This window comes from Cellulosimicrobium cellulans (assembly GCF_006539945.1).
In the GTDB taxonomy this organism is placed as follows: domain Bacteria; phylum Actinomycetota; class Actinomycetes; order Actinomycetales; family Cellulomonadaceae; genus Cellulosimicrobium; species Cellulosimicrobium cellulans.
Map to the genome: position 1 here is coordinate 15,951 of NZ_BJNZ01000007.1, position 17,317 is coordinate 33,267.

At 74.0% G+C, this 17,317-nt stretch carries 15 protein-coding genes; 9 read left to right on the forward strand and 6 right to left on the reverse strand.

The annotated features are described in order from the left end of the window. Positions 1-134 precede the first annotated feature (134 nt). A complete protein-coding gene (locus CCE02nite_RS07210; protein ID WP_141388996.1) occupies positions 135-713 on the reverse strand; it encodes a 1-acyl-sn-glycerol-3-phosphate acyltransferase in 579 nt (192 codons plus the stop codon). Between the two features lie 153 nt (positions 714-866). Here CCE02nite_RS07210 and CCE02nite_RS07215 point away from each other — a divergent pair, with 153 nt between their 5' ends. From CCE02nite_RS07215 to CCE02nite_RS07225, 3 genes are read left to right on the forward strand one after another with little or no spacing between them, the layout of a single operon-like run. Then, on the forward strand, positions 867-2,078 hold the full coding sequence (locus CCE02nite_RS07215) for an ROK family transcriptional regulator (protein ID WP_141388997.1): 1,212 nt from the start codon (positions 867-869) through the stop codon (positions 2,076-2,078). Next, positions 2,075-3,028, forward strand: coding sequence for a polysaccharide deacetylase family protein (locus CCE02nite_RS07220; protein ID WP_255318699.1), 954 nt, complete (start codon positions 2,075-2,077; stop codon positions 3,026-3,028). The genes CCE02nite_RS07215 and CCE02nite_RS07220 overlap by 4 nt, the downstream gene beginning before the upstream one ends. After that, on the forward strand, positions 3,025-4,467 hold the full coding sequence (locus CCE02nite_RS07225) for an MFS transporter (RefSeq protein ID WP_255318700.1): 1,443 nt from the start codon (positions 3,025-3,027) through the stop codon (positions 4,465-4,467). Before CCE02nite_RS07220 ends, CCE02nite_RS07225 begins: the two co-directional genes overlap by 4 nt. 308 nt (positions 4,468-4,775) lie before the next feature. Here CCE02nite_RS07225 and CCE02nite_RS07230 read toward each other — a convergent pair whose 3' ends face one another. Further along, positions 4,776-5,354, reverse strand: a complete 579-nt coding sequence (locus CCE02nite_RS07230) for a MarR family winged helix-turn-helix transcriptional regulator (protein WP_141388998.1) — start codon at positions 5,352-5,354, stop codon at positions 4,776-4,778. Between the two features lie 91 nt (positions 5,355-5,445). Between CCE02nite_RS07230 and CCE02nite_RS07235 the strand changes: the two genes are divergently transcribed. Together CCE02nite_RS07235 and CCE02nite_RS07240 are read left to right on the forward strand one after the other, a co-directional pair. Then, the gene (locus CCE02nite_RS07235) at positions 5,446-6,396 is read left to right on the forward strand and encodes an LLM class flavin-dependent oxidoreductase (RefSeq protein WP_141388999.1); all 951 of its coding nucleotides are present in this window, start codon (positions 5,446-5,448) and stop codon (positions 6,394-6,396) included. Beyond that, entirely contained in the window at positions 6,393-8,723 is a 2,331-nt protein-coding gene (locus tag CCE02nite_RS07240; RefSeq protein WP_141389000.1) for an LLM class flavin-dependent oxidoreductase, read from the forward strand. The genes CCE02nite_RS07235 and CCE02nite_RS07240 overlap by 4 nt, the downstream gene beginning before the upstream one ends. Positions 8,724-8,797: 74 nt before the next feature. Here CCE02nite_RS07240 and CCE02nite_RS07245 read toward each other — a convergent pair whose 3' ends face one another. After that, positions 8,798-10,075 carry a benzoate/H(+) symporter BenE family transporter gene (locus CCE02nite_RS07245; protein WP_141389001.1) on the reverse strand — a complete coding sequence of 426 codons (1,278 nt, stop codon included), beginning with the start codon at positions 10,073-10,075 and terminating at the stop codon, positions 8,798-8,800. Positions 10,076-10,160: 85 nt separating this feature from the next. Between CCE02nite_RS07245 and CCE02nite_RS07250 the strand changes: the two genes are divergently transcribed. After that, positions 10,161-10,781: a helix-turn-helix domain-containing protein gene (locus tag CCE02nite_RS07250; RefSeq protein ID WP_255318701.1), complete on the forward strand. Its 621-nt coding sequence runs from the start codon at positions 10,161-10,163 to the stop codon at positions 10,779-10,781. A 21-nt stretch (positions 10,782-10,802) separates the two neighbouring features. On the opposite strand, the gene CCE02nite_RS07255 is transcribed toward CCE02nite_RS07250, so the two are convergent. The 3 genes from CCE02nite_RS07255 to CCE02nite_RS07265 form a co-directional block, all read right to left on the reverse strand. Next, the gene (locus CCE02nite_RS07255) at positions 10,803-12,101 is read right to left on the reverse strand and encodes a PrsW family intramembrane metalloprotease (protein ID WP_255318702.1); all 1,299 of its coding nucleotides are present in this window, start codon (positions 12,099-12,101) and stop codon (positions 10,803-10,805) included. Between the two features lie 133 nt (positions 12,102-12,234). Further along, positions 12,235-12,654: a transferase gene (locus tag CCE02nite_RS07260; RefSeq protein ID WP_141389003.1), complete on the reverse strand. Its 420-nt coding sequence runs from the start codon at positions 12,652-12,654 to the stop codon at positions 12,235-12,237. A gap of 149 nt (positions 12,655-12,803) precedes the next feature. Next, complete coding sequence (locus CCE02nite_RS07265; protein WP_141389004.1) at positions 12,804-13,805, reverse strand: LacI family DNA-binding transcriptional regulator; 1,002 nt, start codon at positions 13,803-13,805, stop codon at positions 12,804-12,806. 267 nt (positions 13,806-14,072) lie between these two features. Here CCE02nite_RS07265 and CCE02nite_RS07270 point away from each other — a divergent pair, with 267 nt between their 5' ends. The 3 genes from CCE02nite_RS07270 to CCE02nite_RS07280 are packed head-to-tail and all read left to right on the forward strand — an operon-like array spanning position 14,073 to position 17,280. Next, the gene (locus tag CCE02nite_RS07270; RefSeq protein WP_141389005.1) at positions 14,073-15,359 is read left to right on the forward strand and encodes an ABC transporter substrate-binding protein; all 1,287 of its coding nucleotides are present in this window, start codon (positions 14,073-14,075) and stop codon (positions 15,357-15,359) included. Positions 15,360-15,367: 8 nt separating this feature from the next. Then, positions 15,368-16,387 carry a carbohydrate ABC transporter permease gene (locus CCE02nite_RS07275; RefSeq protein WP_047234430.1) on the forward strand — a complete coding sequence of 340 codons (1,020 nt, stop codon included), beginning with the start codon at positions 15,368-15,370 and terminating at the stop codon, positions 16,385-16,387. Continuing rightward, on the forward strand, positions 16,387-17,280 hold the full coding sequence (locus tag CCE02nite_RS07280; RefSeq protein WP_141389006.1) for a carbohydrate ABC transporter permease: 894 nt from the start codon (positions 16,387-16,389) through the stop codon (positions 17,278-17,280). The genes CCE02nite_RS07275 and CCE02nite_RS07280 overlap by 1 nt, the downstream gene beginning before the upstream one ends. Positions 17,281-17,317: the final 37 nt, after the last annotated feature.

Sequence of the window (17,317 nt, forward strand, 5' to 3'; positions counted from 1 at the left end):
GGGTGGTCCGACGGTCAGCCCGGGCGAGAGATGCGTCAACGGTCGACAGATGCGTTCCGGGACGCATCCGTCGACCGCGGACGCATCTCTCGGTGGGCCGGTCAGCAGACGGGTCGGGGAGGTCGCGCACCGCCTCAGGCGGCCGCGTCCTCCTCGCGGAGCCGGGGCTCGGTGCGCAGCGCCGGGCGGAGGCCGGACTTGTCGGCGTAGAACGCGCGCACGACGTCCATGTCGGCGCGCACGTCGCCCGTGAGCTCGATCGTCGGGCCGAGGCCGGTGGTCATGGTGGTGCGGTCGACGTACCCGAGGGTCACCGGCAGGTGTGCCTCGCGCGCGATGCGGTAGAAGCCCGACTTCCAGTACGAGCCTGCGCCGCGCGTGCCCTCCGGCGTCACGACGAGCGAGAACACCTCGCCGGCCTGGAGGCGCGCGACGACGTCGGCCACGACCCGGCTCGGGTCGCGGCGGTCGACGGGGATGCCGCCGAGCGCGCGCATGAGCGGCCCGGCCGGGCCGGCGAACAGCGTGTGCTTGCCCAGCCAGCGCACGTGGATCCCCGTGCTCCAGGCGATGGCGAGCATGAGGACGAAGTCCCAGTTCGACGTGTGCGGGGCACCGACGAGGAGCGTCGGGCGGCCCGTGTCGTACGGCTCGGAGCGCAGGGACCACCGGCTGGTCGCCCAGTAGGCGCGGGCGAGGGCTCGGCGGATCACGACGCCACGGTACAGGGCCGTCCACCGGGAGACCGGTTGCCGTCGACAACCACAGGGAGCCCGGCTAGTCTCCGGGCGGGTAGGGAACTTCCCGCCCTACCTGCACGGCTCGGACATGTCGGCTCGACCCACCCACTGCTCGACGGAGACCAGATGGACACCACTCCCGCCGGTACACCCGCCCTCCTGCGCACGCTCAACGCGCGCGCCGTGCTCGACGTGCTCGGCACGGGCGCGCAGGTCGCGCGGCCCGACGTCGTCTCGGCGACCGGGCTGTCCAAGACGACCGTGGCGCAGACGCTGCGCGCGCTCGAGGCGACGGGCGTCGTCACGGAGGCCGGGCTCGACCACGACCGGCGGGGGCCGGCCGCGACGCTGTACCGCGTGGACCCCGACTACGCGTTCGGGCTGGGGATCGACGTCGCGCGCGACCGGGTGCGGGTCGCGCTCGTCGACGTCACGGGTGCGATCCGCGCCCGCGCGGAGCGTCGGGACGTCAAGCCGACGACGACGGCCCGCGCGCGTGCTGCCGCGGAGCTCGCCCGCGCGTGCGTGAGCGACGTCGCCGCCCGGCTCCCCGAGGGCACCGCGGTCGAGGTGACGCGCGCCGTCGCGGCGGTCCCGCTGATCGTCGGATCGGACCAGCGGACCATCCGGCGCGTCCCCGGCTACGAGAAGGGTGGGACGGACCTGGTCGAGGCCCTCGAGGACTCGCTGGGCTGCCCGGTCACGCTCGAGAACGACCTCAACCTCGCGGCGCTCGCGGAGCAGCGCGACGGGGTCGCCGCGGGCGTGCGCTCGTTCGCGGTGCTCGGTCTCGGCGACGGGTTCGGCGCAGGGCTGGTGCTCGACGGGAAGCTGCACCGCGGGTTCGCGGGCGGCGCGGGCGAGGTCTCGTTCCTGCCGCACCCCGCCAGGGCGCTGGGCTCCGAGGCGCTGGGCGCGTCGTCGCTCGCCGTGCTCGCGAAGGAGCACGGCCTGCCCGACGACGTGACGGTCAAGGAGCTCGTGGACCGCGCGGAGCACGGTGACGGCGCCTCGAACGACGCGCTCGACGAGGTCGCCGAGCGCATCGGGGTCGTCGCGGCGTCGGTCGCTCTCGTCGTCGAGCCCGAGCTGTTCGTCCTCACGAACCAGGCCGCTCGCGCGCCGATCGCGGACCGCGTCCAGCGCTTCCTCGCGGAGAAGATCGCCGTGCTCCCCATCCAGGTCGTGCCGTCGCAGCTCACGTGCGACGCCGTCGTGGTGGGGGCCGCGCGCTCGGCCAGCGACGCGCTGCGCGACGAGGTGTTCCGCTCCGCGGCGGCCCACCCCGCGTCGGCCGAGGGCGACGCCGCCGACGAGCGCGAGGAGGCGGCGTCGTGACCGCGGCCGCACCGGACGGGGCGGGCGCACCGCCGTCGGACCTCGTCTCCCGGCTCGGCCTCGCCGCCGGCGCGCGCGCGATCATCCTCAACGCCGACGACTACGGCATGTGCCGCGCCGCCAACCGTGCCGTCTCCGATCTCCTCCTCGCGGGGCACATCGACTCCGCGACCGTCATGGTCCCGTGCGGGTGGGCCCCGGACGCGCTCGCCTTCGCGGCCGCGCACCCCGTCGACGTCGGCGTGCACCTCGTGCTGACGAGCGAGTGGACGCGGTACCGGTGGCGGCCGCTCACCGGGACGGGCACGTCGCTGGTCGACGACGCGGGCTACTTCCCGCGCGACGTCCTGTCCGTCGAGCGCCAGGCGCGCGTCGAGGACGTCGTCGCCGAGCTCACGGCGCAGCTCGACGCGGCGCTCGCGGCCGGCGTCGACGTCTCCCACCTCGACAACCACATGGGCTCCGTCTACGGGCTCGAGACGGGACGGTCGTTCCTGCCGCAGGTCTTCGAGCTCGCCGCCCGGTACCGCCTGCCGTTCCGGCTGCCCCGGACGACCGACGGGATGGTGCTTCCCCCCGGCGACTTCCAGCCCCTGCTCGACGAGGCGACGGCCGCCGCGGACGCGCTCGGCGTCGTCCTGGTCGACCGGCTCTGGACGCACCCGTTCGAGCTCGACGGCGCCGGGACGGTCGAGGAGGAGGACTACGAGGACGTCCGGGCCGACTTCCTCGACCTGCTGCGCCGCGTCCCGTCCGGCGTGACGGAGATCTTCCTCCACCCGATGCTCGACGACGACGAGCTCGGCGACGTCGCCGACTACGGCGTCGCGAAGCGCGGCTTCGAGCACCGCCTGCTCGCCGACCCGGTCGTGGCGGCCGTGATCGCCGAGGAGGGGATCGTCCGCGTCGGCTGGCGGGACCTGCGCGCGGTGCAGCGGGGCGAGCGGTGAGCGCCCCCTACGGGGCGCCGGGCGCGACGACCACGGGCGGGGGGCTGCTCGGTCGTGTCCGGGACCGCCGGCTCGTCGGCACGCCCTCGCGCGCGCAGACGGTCGCCTACGGCGCGTCCGCGTTCCCCTCGAACCTGCTCATGCAGACGTTCTCCGCGTTCGTCGTCTACTTCTACGTCGACCACCTCGGCGTGCGCGCCGGCTGGGTCGCGGGGGCGATGGTCGCGCACGGCATCGTCAACGCCCTGCTCAACCCGCTCGTCGGCGCGGTCTCCGACCGTCGCCGCACGCGGTGGGGCCGGCGCGTCCCGTGGATCGGGCTCGGGATCGTGCCGCTCGTCGTCGCGTTCGCGCTCGTGTGGATGCCGCCCGCGCTGAGCCCGACCGGCCTCGTCGTGTGGTTCCTCGTCGTGGTCGCGCTGTTCGACGTCGCGTACGTCGTCGTCGCGCTCAACATCTCGGCGCTCTTCCCCGAGATCTTCCGCACGACGGCGGAGCGCGCCCGCGGCAACACGCCGCGCCAGATCTTCGGCCTGGTCGGGATGATCCTCGGCACCGCAGGTGCGCCGCTGCTGTACGGCACGCTCGGGTGGACCTGGATGGCGCTCCTCCTCGCCGTCGTGAGCCTCGCGTTCTTCGCGTGGTCGCTCGCCGGCATGGTCGAGCGTCCCGTCGACGTCGCGGCGGTGCGCTCGCGCGAGGCCGCCGTCGGGCTGGGGGACCAGCTCCGGTACACGTTCGCGAACCGCGCGTTCGTCACCTACGTGCTCGGGTCGCTCCTGCTCCAGAGCACGACCGCGATCGTGCTCGCCGCGGTCCCGTTCTACGTCCGCTACACGCTCGGCGGCGCCGAGGCCGACGCGACGCTGCTGCTCGCGCCGATCTTCGTCGCCGCGATCCCGTCGATCGTCGGGTGGTCGTGGGTCGTGCGGAAGATCGGGCCGCGCTCGGCAATGCTGTGGGTCGTCGCGGTGTACGGCCTCGCGACCTGCCTCTACCTCGTCCCGTCGACCGTCCTGGGCGCCGCGCTCGCAGGGCTCGCCGTGGGCGTCGGCGTCGCGGGGCTCATGCAGGTGCTCGAGGTCGCGCTCGCGCAGGTCATCGACGACGACGAGCGCCGCACCGGCCTGCGCCGCGAGGGCATGTACTTCGGCGCCAACGGGTTCGTCGTGCGCGGGTCGGTCATCGTCCAGGCCGTGCTCGTCGCCGGCGCGCTCTCGGCGAGCGGGTACGTCGAGGGAGCGGGCGACGTCGCGCAGCCGGACAGCGTCGCGACCGGCGTGCGCCTCCTCCTCGGCGGAGTCCCCGTGGTCCTCGCCGCGCTCGCGTTCGTGTGCTTCTGGTTCTACCCCCTCCCCGGCCGTGACCCCGAGGACACCGACACCGCCCTCACGGAGGCGGACGCCTCACCCACCGCGGCGGACCCCCTGCCGAGGTAGAGCCGTGGTCTGTCGAGGTAGAGCCGTGGTCGCGCGAGGTAGAGCCGTGGTCGCGCGAGGTAGAGCCGTGGTTGCGCGAGGTAGAGCTGTGTTTCTTGGGTTCGACGGCGTGTGGTTGGCCTGGGTGGTCGGGGTGGGTGGTGGTGCCGCGTCTACCATCCGCCGCTCGTTCCTCGCGGCTCCCGCCAGGCCCGCCACGACGCGGCACCACCACCCACCCCGCCCGGCGTCGTCTCACCGTGGTCTCCGCTCACCCGGGCGACTGCCGGCGATGTCGGGCGCGTGTACGGCAGCGGTGGACCGGGGTTCTACCTCGGCGGACCGGGGTTCTCCTCCGGCCGAACGGGGCTCTTCCCGGGCGGGGTGGTGACGCCGAGGGTGTGCTCGGCGACGGTGCAGGGGTCGGTGGTGGCGTCGACGTCGCGCAGGTCGCACGCGACGCGGCGCATGAGCGTGCGGAAGGCGCTGCGCTCGTCGGGCGAGAGCATGCCGAGGAGCTGCTCCTCGGCGTCGTGCACGGCGGTGGCCCATCCGGCGAGGCGACGGCGGCCCCCGGGCGTCGCGACGACGCGGCGCGCGCGACGGTCGGCGGGGTTCTGCTGCCGCTCGACGAGGCCCGCGGCGACGAGGTCGTCGACGAGGTAGGTCATGACGGTCCGGTCGATGCCGTGGTGCTCGGCGAGGGCGAGCTGGGTGGGGTGGTCGCCTTGCGCCACGGTGACGAGCACCTGGTAGCCGCGGGTCCCGTGGGGGACGTCGTCGAGCGCCTGCTCGACCGTCGCGCGGTAGGCGCGCAGGAGCACGCCGAGGTGCCAGCCGAGGTCCTCGAGGCGGCCGGGGAGCTCGGCCGGGCCGGTGGGTGCGGCGGACGTCGTGGTCGTGCTCATCCGCCCACCCTACCGCCGGGAATGCGGTTGATCCACCTATCTGTTACAGATATGTTCTGCACAGCAACGTATCTCCAGATCGCGAGGAGCCATGCCCGACTACGGCCACGACCTGCGCTTCGGGTCCTTCGTCACACCCACCGCCGCGGCGCCGCACCAGGCCGTCGCGTTGGCTCAGCTCTCCGAGGAGGTGGGTCTGGACCTCGTCACGTTCCAGGACCACCCGTACCAGGCGGCGTTCCTCGACACGTGGACGCTGATGTCCTGGGTCGCCGCGCGCACAGAGCGGGTCCGGATCGCGGGCAACGTGCTCAACCTGCCGCTGCGCCCGCCGGCCGTGCTCGCTCGGGCCGTCGCGAGCCTCGACCGGCTCTCGGGCGGACGCGTCGAGCTGGGGCTCGGCGCGGGCGGGTTCTGGGACCCGATCGTCGCCATGGGCGGCGAGCGTCTGACTCCGGGGGAGTCGGTCGACGCGCTCTCCGAGGGCATCGACGTCATCCGCGGGCTGTGGGACACGTCCACGCGCGACCGCCTCGTCGCGGGCGGGGCGCACCACCGCGTCGACGGCCCTAAGCGCGGGCCGGCTCCCGCGCACGACGTGGAGATCTGGGTCGGCGCGCTCAAGCCGAGGATGCTGCGCCTCGTCGGCGCGCAGGCCGACGGCTGGCTCCCGTCGCTCGCGTACCTCCAGAGCTTCGAGGCGCTGGCGAAGGGCAACGCGACGATCGACACCGCCGCCGAGGGCGCGGGTCGCGACCCGCGCGCCGTGCGTCGTCTGCTCAACGTCGGCGGACGCTTCACCGCCGACGGCGGCGCGGGCTTCCTCCAGGGATCGCCGCGCCAGTGGGCCGAGCAGGTCGCCGAGGTGACGCTCGAGCACGGCGTGTCCACGTGGATCGTCGCGGGCGACGACCCGACGACGCTCGCCGTCGTCGGCCAGGAGGTCGCCCCCGCGGCGCGCGAGCTCGTCGCGGCCGCGCGCGGCACCGCGCCTGACGGCCCGGTGTCGACCACCACGACCGACGGCGAGGCCCGCGCATGACCGACTACGGCCACCCGCTCCGGTTCGGCACGTTCGTCACGCCCTCGGCGCAGGACGCGGAGGCGACGGTCGGGCTCGCGCGTCTCGCGGAGGACCTCGGCTACGACCTCGTGACGTTCCAGGACCACCCGTACCAGCCGCGCTTCCTCGACACGTGGACCCTGCTGTCGTACGTCGCGTCCGCGACGGAGCGCATCCACGTCGCACCCGACGTCGTCAACGTCCCGATGCGCCGGCCCGCCGTGCTCGCACGCTCCGCGGCGAGCCTCGACCTGCTGTCCGACGGGCGCGTCGACCTCGCGCTGGGCGCGGGCGCCTTCTGGGACGCCATGGTGTCGATGGGCGTCGAGCGCCTGACGCCGGGCGAGTCGGTCGACGCGCTCGCCGAGGCGATCGAGGTGATCCGGGCGATCTGGGGCGAGGACGGCGACGGCGAGCTATTCGTCCCCGGGCGCCACCACCGGCTCGACGGCGCGACCGCCGGACCGGGGACCACGCGGCGCATCCCCGTGTGGCTGGGCGCGCTCGGCCCGCGCATGCTGCGCCTCGTCGGCGAGAAGGCCGACGGCTGGCTCCCGTCGCTGGGCCGCGTCGGCCTCGACGGGCTGCGCGCGGGCAACGCGCGCATCGACGAGGCCGCGACCGCCGTCGGGCGAGACCCGCGCGAGGTGACGCGCCTGCTCAACGTGTCGGGCACGTTCGACGCGGCCGCCACGGCGTCGGGTCTCGGTGGCGCGCCCGACCTCGCCGGACCGCCCGAGGCCTGGGTCGAGCGGCTCCTGCCGCTCGTCCTGGAGGAGGGCGTCTCGACGCTGATCCTCGCGACCGACGACGAGCGCACGACCCGTCGGTTCGCCGAGGAGGTCGCGCCCGCGCTGCGCGAGGCCGTCGCCGCCGGGCGCGCGGCGCACGGCACCGACACGTCGCGCGTCGTGCCGCTCGCGGTCCGCGCCGCGCGCCGCGACGGCATCGCCTACGACGACGTCCCCGCCTCGCTCGCGGAGCGCGCGGTCGAGCCGGGCGACGCCGCGTACGCGGGCGTGCGCTCGAACTACCTGCGCGGCGGCTCGCCAGGGCTCGTGCTCCGTCCGCGCGACACCGCCGAGGTCGTCGAGGCGCTCGCGTTCGCGCGCGCCCAGCCGGTCACGCAGGTGGTGCCGCTCTCCGTCCGCTCCGGCGGCCACGGGATCAGCGGGCGCTCGACGAACGACGGCGGGATCGTCCTCGACCTGGGCGCGCTCGACGCCGTCGAGGTGCTCGACGACGCCGCGCGCCTCGTGCGCGTCGGGCCCGGTGCGCGCTGGGGCGAGGTCGCGGCGGCGCTCGCGCCGCGCGGGTGGGCGATCACGTCGGGCGACTACGGCGGCGTGGGCGTGGGCGGACTCGCGACCGCGGGCGGCATCGGGTTCCTCGGCCGCGCGCACGGCCTGACGATCGACCACATCCGGGCGGTCGAGGTCGTGCTCGCGGACGGCTCGGTCGTGCGTGCGAGCGACGAGGAGAACCCGGACCTGTTCTGGGCCGTGCGGGGTGCGGGGTCGCAGGTCGGCATCGTGACGTCGTTCGAGCTCGTCGCGGACGAGGTGTCCGCGGTCGGGTTCGCGCAGATGGTGCACGACGCGTCCGACGTCGCAGGCTTTCTCGAGCGCTGGGGCGCGACGGTCGAGACCTCGCCGCGGGACACGACGAGCTTCCTCATCGTCGGGCGCCCGCGACCGGGGCAGCCGGTCGTCGCGCAGTCCATGACCATGGTCGACTCCGACGACCCCGACACGGTCCTCGCGCGCCTGCAGCCGTTCGCGGCGATCTCCCCGCTGCTCGCGCAGGCGACGGCGCAGATCGTGCCGTACGACGCCGTCGTCTCCGCGCCCGCGCCCGGGCCGCACGGCGGGCAGGGCGAGCCCGTGTCGCGGTCCGGCCTGCTGGAGCACCTCACGCCCGAGGCGTCCGCCCGGCTGGCGGGGCTCGTCGCGAGCGGGGACACGTATTTCTTCCAGATCCGCTCGACGGGCGGCGCGGCGTCCGACGTCCCGGCGGACGCGACGGCGTACGCGCACCGGTCGGCGAACTTCTCGGTCGTGGCGATGGGGGCGAGCCGCTCCCGGCTCGACGCGCGGTGGGACGCGCTCGCCGACGTGTTCGAGGGCATGTACCTGAGCTTCGACACCGACCAGCGCACCGAGCGGGTGACGGACGCGTTCCCGCCCGCGACGCTGGAGCGGCTGCGGGAGGTCAAGCGCCGCGTCGACCCGACGAACGTGTTCCGCGACAACCTCCCCGTCCTCGGCCCGGACCCGCTCGACCTGGAGCCGGCTCCCGCGAGGTAGAGCCCTGGTAGCGCGAGGTAGAGCCCTGGTCATGACCACGCCTCTACCTCGCGCTACCACGCCTCTATCTCGCGCTACCGGGCCTTTACCTCGCGCGGCGGGGTGCCGGCAGGTGTCTCGGTCTCGGTCTTGGCCGCGGTCGCGGCCGTGGTCTTCGTCTCGGTCTCGCTCGTGGGGCCCGGTGCCCGACGGCGGACGGTGAGCGTCGCGTGGACGGCGAGCCCGGCGAGGATCGCCCAGAACGCGGCGGCGATGCCCGCCACGACGACGCCGCTCGCGGCGACGAGGAAGGTCACGACAGCGGCCTCGCGCCCGCGCGGCTCGGCGACCGCGCCCGCGACGGCGGCACCGAGCGTGCCGACGAGCGCGAGCCCCGCCGCCGCCTCGACGAGCCCCGCGGGCGCGGCGGCGACGAGCGCGGCGAGACCCGCGGACCCGACGGCGAGCACGAGGTACGCCCACCCGGCGGTGTGGGCGGCGAGCCACCGGCGCCGGGGGTCGGGGTGCGCCTCGGGCCCCGCGGCGAGCGCGGCGGAGATCGCCGCGAGGTTGATCGCGTGGCCGCCCGCGGTCGCTCCGGCGAGGGTCGCGAGCCCGGTGACGGTCATCGCCTCGCGCCACGGCACCCGATAGCCGAACGACGCCATGACGGCGACGCCCGGCACGTTCTGCGACGCCATCGTCACGACGTAGAGCGGGACGGCGAGCCCGACGACGGCCTGCCATGAGAGCGTGGGCGCCGTGAGGTCGAGGCGCGGGACGGCGTCGGACCACGCGAGCGTGCCGCCCTGCACGGCCTCGTACCCGACGATCGCGAGCGTCGCAGCGAGCGCGGCGGGCGCCGCCCAGCGCGGCGCGACCCGCAGCAGCACGAGCCACGTGAGGATCACCGGCGCGACGAGCAGCGGCGTCGCGACGACCGCCCGCACGGGCGCGAGGCACAGCGTGAGGAGGACGCCGGCGAGCATCGCCTGGGCGATCGGGGTCGGGATGGCGGCGACGAGGTCGCCGAGGCGCGGCCAGAGGGCGGTGAGCAGGACGAGCCCACCGACGACGCAGAACGCCCCGACCGCGGCGGGCCACCCGCCCGCGACGGCACCGGTGCTCACGAGCAGCGCGGCGCCGGGCGTGGACCACGCGAGCGTGAGCGGGGTGTGGTGCCGGGTGGTGAGCCAGAGGATGCCGACAGCCTGCGTGGCGCAGAGCGCCAGGAGCCCGGACGCGGCCTGGTCAGGTGTCGCGCCGACGGCACGCAGCCCGGCGAGCACGACGGCGAACGAGCTCGTGAAGCCGACGAGGGCGGTCACGAGCCCGGCGAGGACGGGGCGCAGGGGGTCAGAGGCGGTGTCCATGCTGCTCCTGGCGAGAGGCGAGAGCGTTCTGTTCGCGGAACGCTATCAGAGGCTTCGCGAAACTCACGCCGGTAGGCTGCGGCTCGTGAGCGACGGGGCAGGGCGCGCGGAAGGTCGGACGGACCGGGACGTCGGGGGAGCGCCCGGGCGCCCGCCGGAACGGGCCGGGGACGGGACGCTGGCGGCGGTCGCCGCTCAGCTCCGTGCGCTGCGTGCCGAGCGCGGACTCTCGTTGTCTGCGCTCGCCGCCGCGGCGGGCATCGGCAAGGGCTCGCTCTCCGAGATCGAGCACGGCGCGCGCAACCCGACGCTCGCGACCCTCTACGCCCTGGCCGGGGCGCTCGGCGTCCCGCTCGCGACGCTGCTCGCCGAGCGGGCCGGAACGGAGGTCTCGTCCGAGGGCGTCACCGCACGCCTGCTCGACGCGCACCACCTGCCCGGGGGCACCGCCGTCGAGGTCTACCACCTGCACCTCGAGGCCCACGCGGACAGGACGTCGCCGCCCCACGGGCCGGGCGTCGTCGAGCACCTGCTCCTCACCCGCGGCCGCCTGAGGGCCGGTCGTCACGGCGCGGAGGCCGTCGTCGAGGAGGGCGACGAGCTGCGCTGGGTCTCCGACGTCGACCACTCCTACCGGGCGCTCGACGGTGCTCCGGTCGACGCGGTGCTCGTGATCCGGACGCCGCCCCGGGGCGGCGCCGGGTGAGCGTCGGCGGAGGGTGCCGGGCTAGTACGCGCCCTGGCCGGGCACCCACGCGTCGGACGTGAAGCCGGACGGCGTGCCCGGCGACCACGGCGCGGGCGGCGGCTGCGGCGTCCGGACGAGGAACGCCTGGCGCGCCGTGAGCATGAGCTGGAGCAGCGCGCGGCGCTGCCCCTCGACGCGCCACGCCTCGACCGCACCGCGCGCGACGCGGTCGTGGAGCAGCGCGAGCTCCGTCGCCGCCTGCTGGTAGTCGCGCATGGCGTGGGCGGCGCCGGCGCCGCCCGTGCGGCGGGCCCAGTCGCGCGCCTGGCGGCGCGTCGCGAGCGTCGAGAGCATCGTGAGGTCCGCGGGCGTGACCAGGCCCGTCGGGACGTACGGGACGAGCTGGCGCTGGATCGTCGCGACCGTGCGGCGCCGGTCCCGGACGAGCAGCACGATCAGCGTGATCAGGACACCGAGCCCCGCGAGGTACGCGACCCCGAGCGCGAGCGTCCCGAAACCGGTCGAGGCGTTCCAGAGCATGTGGAGCGCGATCGCCGCCGCGAGGCCGCCGATGGGCGCGAGGACGCGTCGCGGACCCGGCGGGCTCGTGGCCGCGCTCGCGACGCCGAGGCCCGTGAGCGCCGTGCACAGCGGGTGCAGCAGGGGCGTGACCAGCGCGCGGAGCACGAACGTCGGGCCGAGCGTGCCGTCCTGCGCGGCCATGATGAAGTACGTGACGTTCTCGACCGCCGCGAAGCCGAGCGCGACCATCGCCGCGTAGATGACGCCGTCGGTCCAGCCGTCGATCTCGTGCCGGCGGAACCACAGCATCCCGAACAGCACGGCGCCCTTGAGGATCTCCTCGACGAACGGGGCCCCGAACGACGCCACGACGTACCAGCCGACCTCCTCGCCGAACAGCGGCGCGGTGAGCAGCTCGAGCCCGAGCGTGTTGAGGATGCCCGCGACGAGGGTCGCGATGCCCGCGCCCCACAGGAACGCCACCACGAGCGCGCTCGGCGGCTCCGGCTCGAGGCGGTCGAGCGCGAGCACGACCGGCAGCCAGATGCCGAGCGGCACGAGAGCCAGCAGGAGGCCGACCGTGAACGTCCCGACCCCGGACAGCGCCGCGAGCACGAGACCGACGAGCAGGCACAGGCTCGCGATCGCGATCGTCACGATGACGCCGACGCGCGCCCGGCCCGGCGGGCGACCCTCCAGGACCGCACGCGGGTCGAGAGGCACCGTGGCGCCCGCCGGGCCCTGCGGGTGCGGGGGCACCGACGTCGGCTGCGGGTGCGGCGGTGGGACGGCGGGGCCGTGCGGCGGGAAGGTCACGGGCGGTAAGGCTACGCACCCGACCGCCGCGGGGAAAAGGCGTCCACCGGCGACGGAGCCGAACCTGGGCTCACGGGAACCGCGGTCCCCGGGTTCGGCCGGTCGTGGGCGCGGCGGAGGGCCGTGCTCGCTGCTAGGCGGCGACGTCGTACCCGGACCGGATCCCGCCCCGACGGCGCACCGTGGCGTCGTCGGGCACGATCTCGTCCGGCGAGACGACGGCACCCGGCTCCACGAGCACGCGACGCCCGACGCGCGCGCCGCTGCCCACGCGGGCACGGTCGCCGACCCGGGTCTCGGGGGCGAGGCGCACGTTGTCGCCGATGCGGACGTCGCGGCCGAGGACGACGTCCCGGTCGATCCAGCTCCCGTCGCCGAGCTGGCAGCCGTGCCCGACGACGGCCCCCTTCTCGACGTACGTGCCCGACCCGACGGGGACGGACTCGGGGACACGGGCGTGCGGCGACACGAGGCCGCCACCGGTGTGGCGCTCGTAGTGCAGGATCTCGCCGTAGTCGTTCTCGACCTGGACGCGGCGTGCGAGGCGGGCCATGCGACCTCCTCAAGGTCTGTCGGCAGTGGTACTGCTGACATAACGTCGGAGCGGTGCCCAGGATTCCAGCAGTGCCTACCTCGCGGGAACGGTGTCCTTCCCCGGCGGCCTCGCGTGTCGAGGTGGCCGGCGACCCGGAGGCCGGGGCGTCAGAGGGGGCGGGTGCTGCCGCGGACGACGAGGGTCGTGGGGAGGCGGACGTGGGGTTCTCGGGTGTTGCCCTCGACGAGGTCGACGATGAGGCGCAGGGCCTCGGCGCCCATGCGGTGGATCGGCTGGTCGACGGTCGTGAGGGGCGGGGTGGTGAGCGCGGACTCGGGGACGTTGTCGAACCCGACGACGGAGACGTCGTCGGGCACGCGCAGGCCGAGCTCCGCGGCGACCTCCATGGTGCGGATCGCCGACAGGTCGTTCGCGGCGAAGATCGCGGTGGGGCGCTCGGGGAGCGAGAGCAGCTCGTGCGCGGGGGAGTCGGCGAGGTCGGGGCGGTAGCCGCCGACGCGGACGAGGTCGGGGTCGAACGGGACGCCCGCGTCGGCGAGCGCCTCGCGGTAGCCCTGCTCGCGCAGGCGCGCGGACTCGAGGTCGGGGCGGCCGGCGAGGAACCCGATGCGGCGGTGCCCGAGGGAGAGCAGGTGCTCGGTCGCGGCGCGCGCGCCGGCGAGGTTGTCGGAGTCGACCGTCGGAGGGCCGGAGGGGCCGCGGTGCGGGTCGACCGCGACGACGGGGATCGAGTTGCCCGGCGCGACGACGGTCGGCGTGACGAGGATGGCGCCGTCGATCAGGGTGCCGCCGAGCCGCGAGAGGTAGCGCTGCTCCCAGCCGACGCGGTCGTCGCGGCGCAGCCCGCCGGAGTAGGCGAGCAGCTCGTAGCCGGTGCCGTCGACGGCCTCGGAGATGCCCTTGAGCAGCTCGGTCGAGAACGGCTCGAACTCGGCGACGAGGATGCCGATGACGTTGGTGCGGCTGCTGCGCAGGCTGCGCGCGACGATCGACGACTCGTACCCGAGCTGGTCGATGACCTCCTGGACGTGCCGGGAGGTCTCGAGGGCGACGCCGTAGCGGCCGTTGATCACCTTGGAGACCGTCGCGACCGAGACGCCGGCGGTGCGCGCGACGTCGCCGATCGTGACTCTTCCGGTGGAGCGCATGGGGAGACAGTAGCCCGTGCCGCGGTCCCTCGGCGGCGCACCCGGAACGCTCGTGCTGGGCTGTGGCCGCGTCTCGGGCTCGGGTGCGGGCTCTCGCGCCCGTGCCGGTCGGCCCACCGCGACGCATCGTGTGTAAAACGTTATCGATAACGATTGACACGCGGCCCGTCCGTTTGCGAGAGTCGCCGTGGCGGCCCCGACGCGGCGGCAGCCCGGCGCGCTCGAGGCAGCGTGCGCCCTGTGCGACTCGACGAAGAGGACGGAACGATGAAGTCTCGGAAGCTCCTGGCGGCGACCGCCGTCGCGATGGCGGGCACGCTCGTGCTCTCGGCCTGCGGAGGCGGAGGCGACTCCGGCTCGGACGACGGCTCGGTCTCGATGACCTTCTGGCACAACTCCACGACCGGCCCCGGCATGGACTACTGGAAGGAGACGGCGGCGGCGTTCGAGGACGAGAACCCCGGCGTCAAGATCACGATCCAGTCCATCCAGAACGAGGACATGGACGGCAAGCTCCAGACCGCCCTGAACTCGGGCGACGCGCCCGACATCTTCATGGCGCGCGGTGGCGGCAAGCTCGCGGACGTCGTCGAGGCCGGTCAGGTCAAGGACCTGACCGACCTCATCGACCCGGCGGTCGAGGAGGCGGTCGGCGGGTCGCTGAGCGCACTCTCGGTCGACGGCAAGGTCTACGGCATGCCGGTGTCGATCCTGCCCGGTGGCATGTTCTACAGCACCGACCTGTTCGACCAGGCCGGCATCACCGAGACCCCGGGGACGATCTCGGACCTCGAGGCGACGACCGAGCAGCTCAAGGCCGCGGGCATCGCGCCCATCGCGCTCGGTGCCAAGGACGCGTGGCCCGCCGCGCACTGGTACTACTTCTTCGCGCTCCGGTACTGCTCGCAGGACGCGATGAACGAGGCCGCCGACACGCGGACGTTCGACGACCCGTGCTGGCTCGACGCCGGCAACGCGCTCGCGGACTTCGCGGCGACGGAGCCGTTCAACGAGGGCTTCCTCACCACGTCCGCGCAGCAGGGGGCCGGCTCGTCGGCCGGTCTGCTGGCGAACCACCAGGCGTCGATGGAGCTCATGGGCGCGTGGGACCCGGGCGTCATCGCGTCCCTCACGCCGGACGAGCAGCCCCTGCCCGACCTCCAGTGGTTCCCGTTCCCCGAGGTCGAGGACGGTGACGGCGAGCCCGGCGCGATGATGGGCGGCGTCGACGGCTACTCGTGCTACGTGGACGCCCCGGACGCGTGCGCCGACTTCCTCAACTTCGCCATGTCGAAGGAGTCGCAGGAGGCCTACGCCACCGCGTTCCAGACGCTGCCCGCGAGCAAGGAGGCGCAGGGCGCGGTCGTCGACCCGGCCCTCGTCTCGATCCTCGAGGCGTACAACGAGGCGCCGTACGTCTCCGTCTGGCTCGACACGCTCTACGGCCAGAACATCGGCAACGCCCTGAACACGGCCGTCGTCAACCTGCTCGCCGGCCAGGGCACGCCCGAGGACATCGTCACCGCTGTCAACGACGCGGCCGCCAAGGAGTAACCCCTTCCATGAACGTGTCCCAGGGCGAGATCTCGCCGAGCACGACGACGCCCGAGGACAGGGCCGGGGGCGGCGTCACGCCGCCCCCGGTCGCCCCGGTCGCCGCGCGGCGCCCCCCGCGCGGCGGCCGGTGGGCGCAGCGAGCCGAGATCGCGGTGCTCGCCGGGCCCGCGCTCGTCGTCTTCCTGACCTTCGTCATCGTCCCCGTGGTGATGGCGGCGTACTACGGGTTCTTCAAGTGGAAGGGCTTCGGGCCGCCGACGGAGTTCGTCGGGTTCGACAACTACCTCATCATCTTCCGCGACCCCGAGTTCCTCGCGGCGCTGGGGCACAACGCGTTCATCGTCATCATGTCGCTGGTGCTCCAGGGCCCGGTCGCCGTGGTCGTGGCGCTCATGCTCAACCGGCGCATCCGCGGCCGCTCGGTGATCCGGGTGCTCGTGTTCGTGCCGTACGTGGTGTCCGAGGTGATCGTCGGGACGGGCTTCAGCCTCATGCTCGCGACGACGGGTGCCGTGAACGACCTGCTGGAGCGCATCGGTCTCGGGTTCCTCACGGTCGACTGGCTCGCCGACCCGGACGTCGCGATCTGGACCCTGCTGCTCATCATCACGTGGAAGTACATCGGCTTCGCCGTGATCCTCTTCCTCGCGGGCCTCCAGGGCATCCCCGACGAGCTGGGCGAGGCGGCCGCGATCGACGGCGCGTCGTACTGGAAGACGCAGCGCTACGTGACGCTCCCGCTGCTCGGCCCGACCGTCCGCATCTGGGCGTTCCTGTCGATCATCGGCTCGCTCCAGCTCTTCGACCTCGTCTACATCATCTGGGGCCAGTACGTGGCCTCGACGGCGGGGACGTCGACCATGGCGACCTACATGGTGGCGAACGGCCGCAACGCGGGGAACTACGGGTACGGCAGCGCGGTCGCCGTGGTGCTGTTCCTCATCTCGCTCGCGGTGGCGCTCGTCTACCAGCGGTACGTCCTGCGCCGTGACACCGAGGGCGCGATCACGGAAGGGAAGAAGTGATGGCCACCGTCACCGCCGCACCCGCGTCCGAGCGTGCCGCCGGCGTCCAGACCCCGAAGGAGCCCCGCGGGTCCGGCATCGGCCGGGGCGGCCCGCTGACGTACGTCGTCGCGTGGCTGCTCGTGGGCGTGTGCCTCGCCCCGATCGCGTACATCGTGGTCGGCGGGTTCCGCACGAACGCGCAGATCACGGCCGACCCGTCGGGCCTGCCCGACCCGTGGCAGATCGAGAACTACGTCAGCGTCCTGACGAGCTCCCTGTTCTGGCAGCAGCTCGGGAACTCGCTCGTGGCCGGGCTCCTCACGACCCTCGGGGTCGTCGTCCTCGGCCTCATGGCGAGCTACGTCATCGCGCGCTACTCGTTCGCCGGGCGCGGGGCGCTGTACGCGCTGTTCGCCGCGGGCCTCATGTTCCCCATGACCGTCGCGATCACCCCGCTGTACATCATGATCCGCTCGCTCGGGCTGATGAACTCGGTGGGCGGCCTGGTGCTGCCCCAGATCGCGTTCGCCCTCCCGACGACCGTCATCATCCTCGTCCCGTTCCTGCGCGCCATCCCGCGCGAGATCGAGGAGGCGGCGTCGATCGACGGGGCGAGCCGGCTCGGGTTCTTCTTCCGCATGGTCGTGCCGCTGTCCCTGCCGGGCGTCATCACCGTGGGGATCCTCGCGTTCGTCGCGAGCTGGAACAGCTACATGCTCCCGCTCTTCATCCTCAACGACGAGACGTCGTACACGCTCCCGCTGGGCGTGCAGGCGTTCGCGTCGCAGTACTCCGTGGACACCGCCCGCGTGCTCGCCTTCACCTCCTTGTCGATGATCCCCGCGCTCGTCTTCTTCTCGCTGTTCGAGCGGCGCATCGTCGGCGGTCTCTCCGGAGCCGTGAAGGGCTGACCGCCCGCCCGTCCGCGCACCCCGTCCCTGCCCCGCG

Bases quoted from the DNA above. Each gene is read 5' to 3' on its own strand.
- CCE02nite_RS07275 (WP_047234430.1), top strand. From the start codon at position 15,368: ATGAACGTGTCCCAGGGCGAGATCTCGCCGAGCACGACGACGCCCGAG.
- CCE02nite_RS07280 (WP_141389006.1), top strand. From the start codon at position 16,387: ATGGCCACCGTCACCGCCGCACCCGCGTCCGAGCGTGCCGCCGGCGTC.
- CCE02nite_RS07230 (WP_141388998.1), bottom strand. From the start codon at position 5,354: ATGAGCACGACCACGACGTCCGCCGCACCCACCGGCCCGGCCGAGCTC.
- CCE02nite_RS07240 (WP_141389000.1), top strand. From the start codon at position 6,393: ATGACCGACTACGGCCACCCGCTCCGGTTCGGCACGTTCGTCACGCCC.
- CCE02nite_RS07265 (WP_141389004.1), bottom strand. From the start codon at position 13,805: ATGCGCTCCACCGGAAGAGTCACGATCGGCGACGTCGCGCGCACCGCC.
- CCE02nite_RS07270 (WP_141389005.1), top strand. From the start codon at position 14,073: ATGAAGTCTCGGAAGCTCCTGGCGGCGACCGCCGTCGCGATGGCGGGC.
- CCE02nite_RS07245 (WP_141389001.1), bottom strand. From the start codon at position 10,075: ATGGACACCGCCTCTGACCCCCTGCGCCCCGTCCTCGCCGGGCTCGTG.
- CCE02nite_RS07215 (WP_141388997.1), top strand. From the start codon at position 867: ATGGACACCACTCCCGCCGGTACACCCGCCCTCCTGCGCACGCTCAAC.
- CCE02nite_RS07235 (WP_141388999.1), top strand. From the start codon at position 5,446: ATGCCCGACTACGGCCACGACCTGCGCTTCGGGTCCTTCGTCACACCC.
- CCE02nite_RS07260 (WP_141389003.1), bottom strand. From the start codon at position 12,654: ATGGCCCGCCTCGCACGCCGCGTCCAGGTCGAGAACGACTACGGCGAG.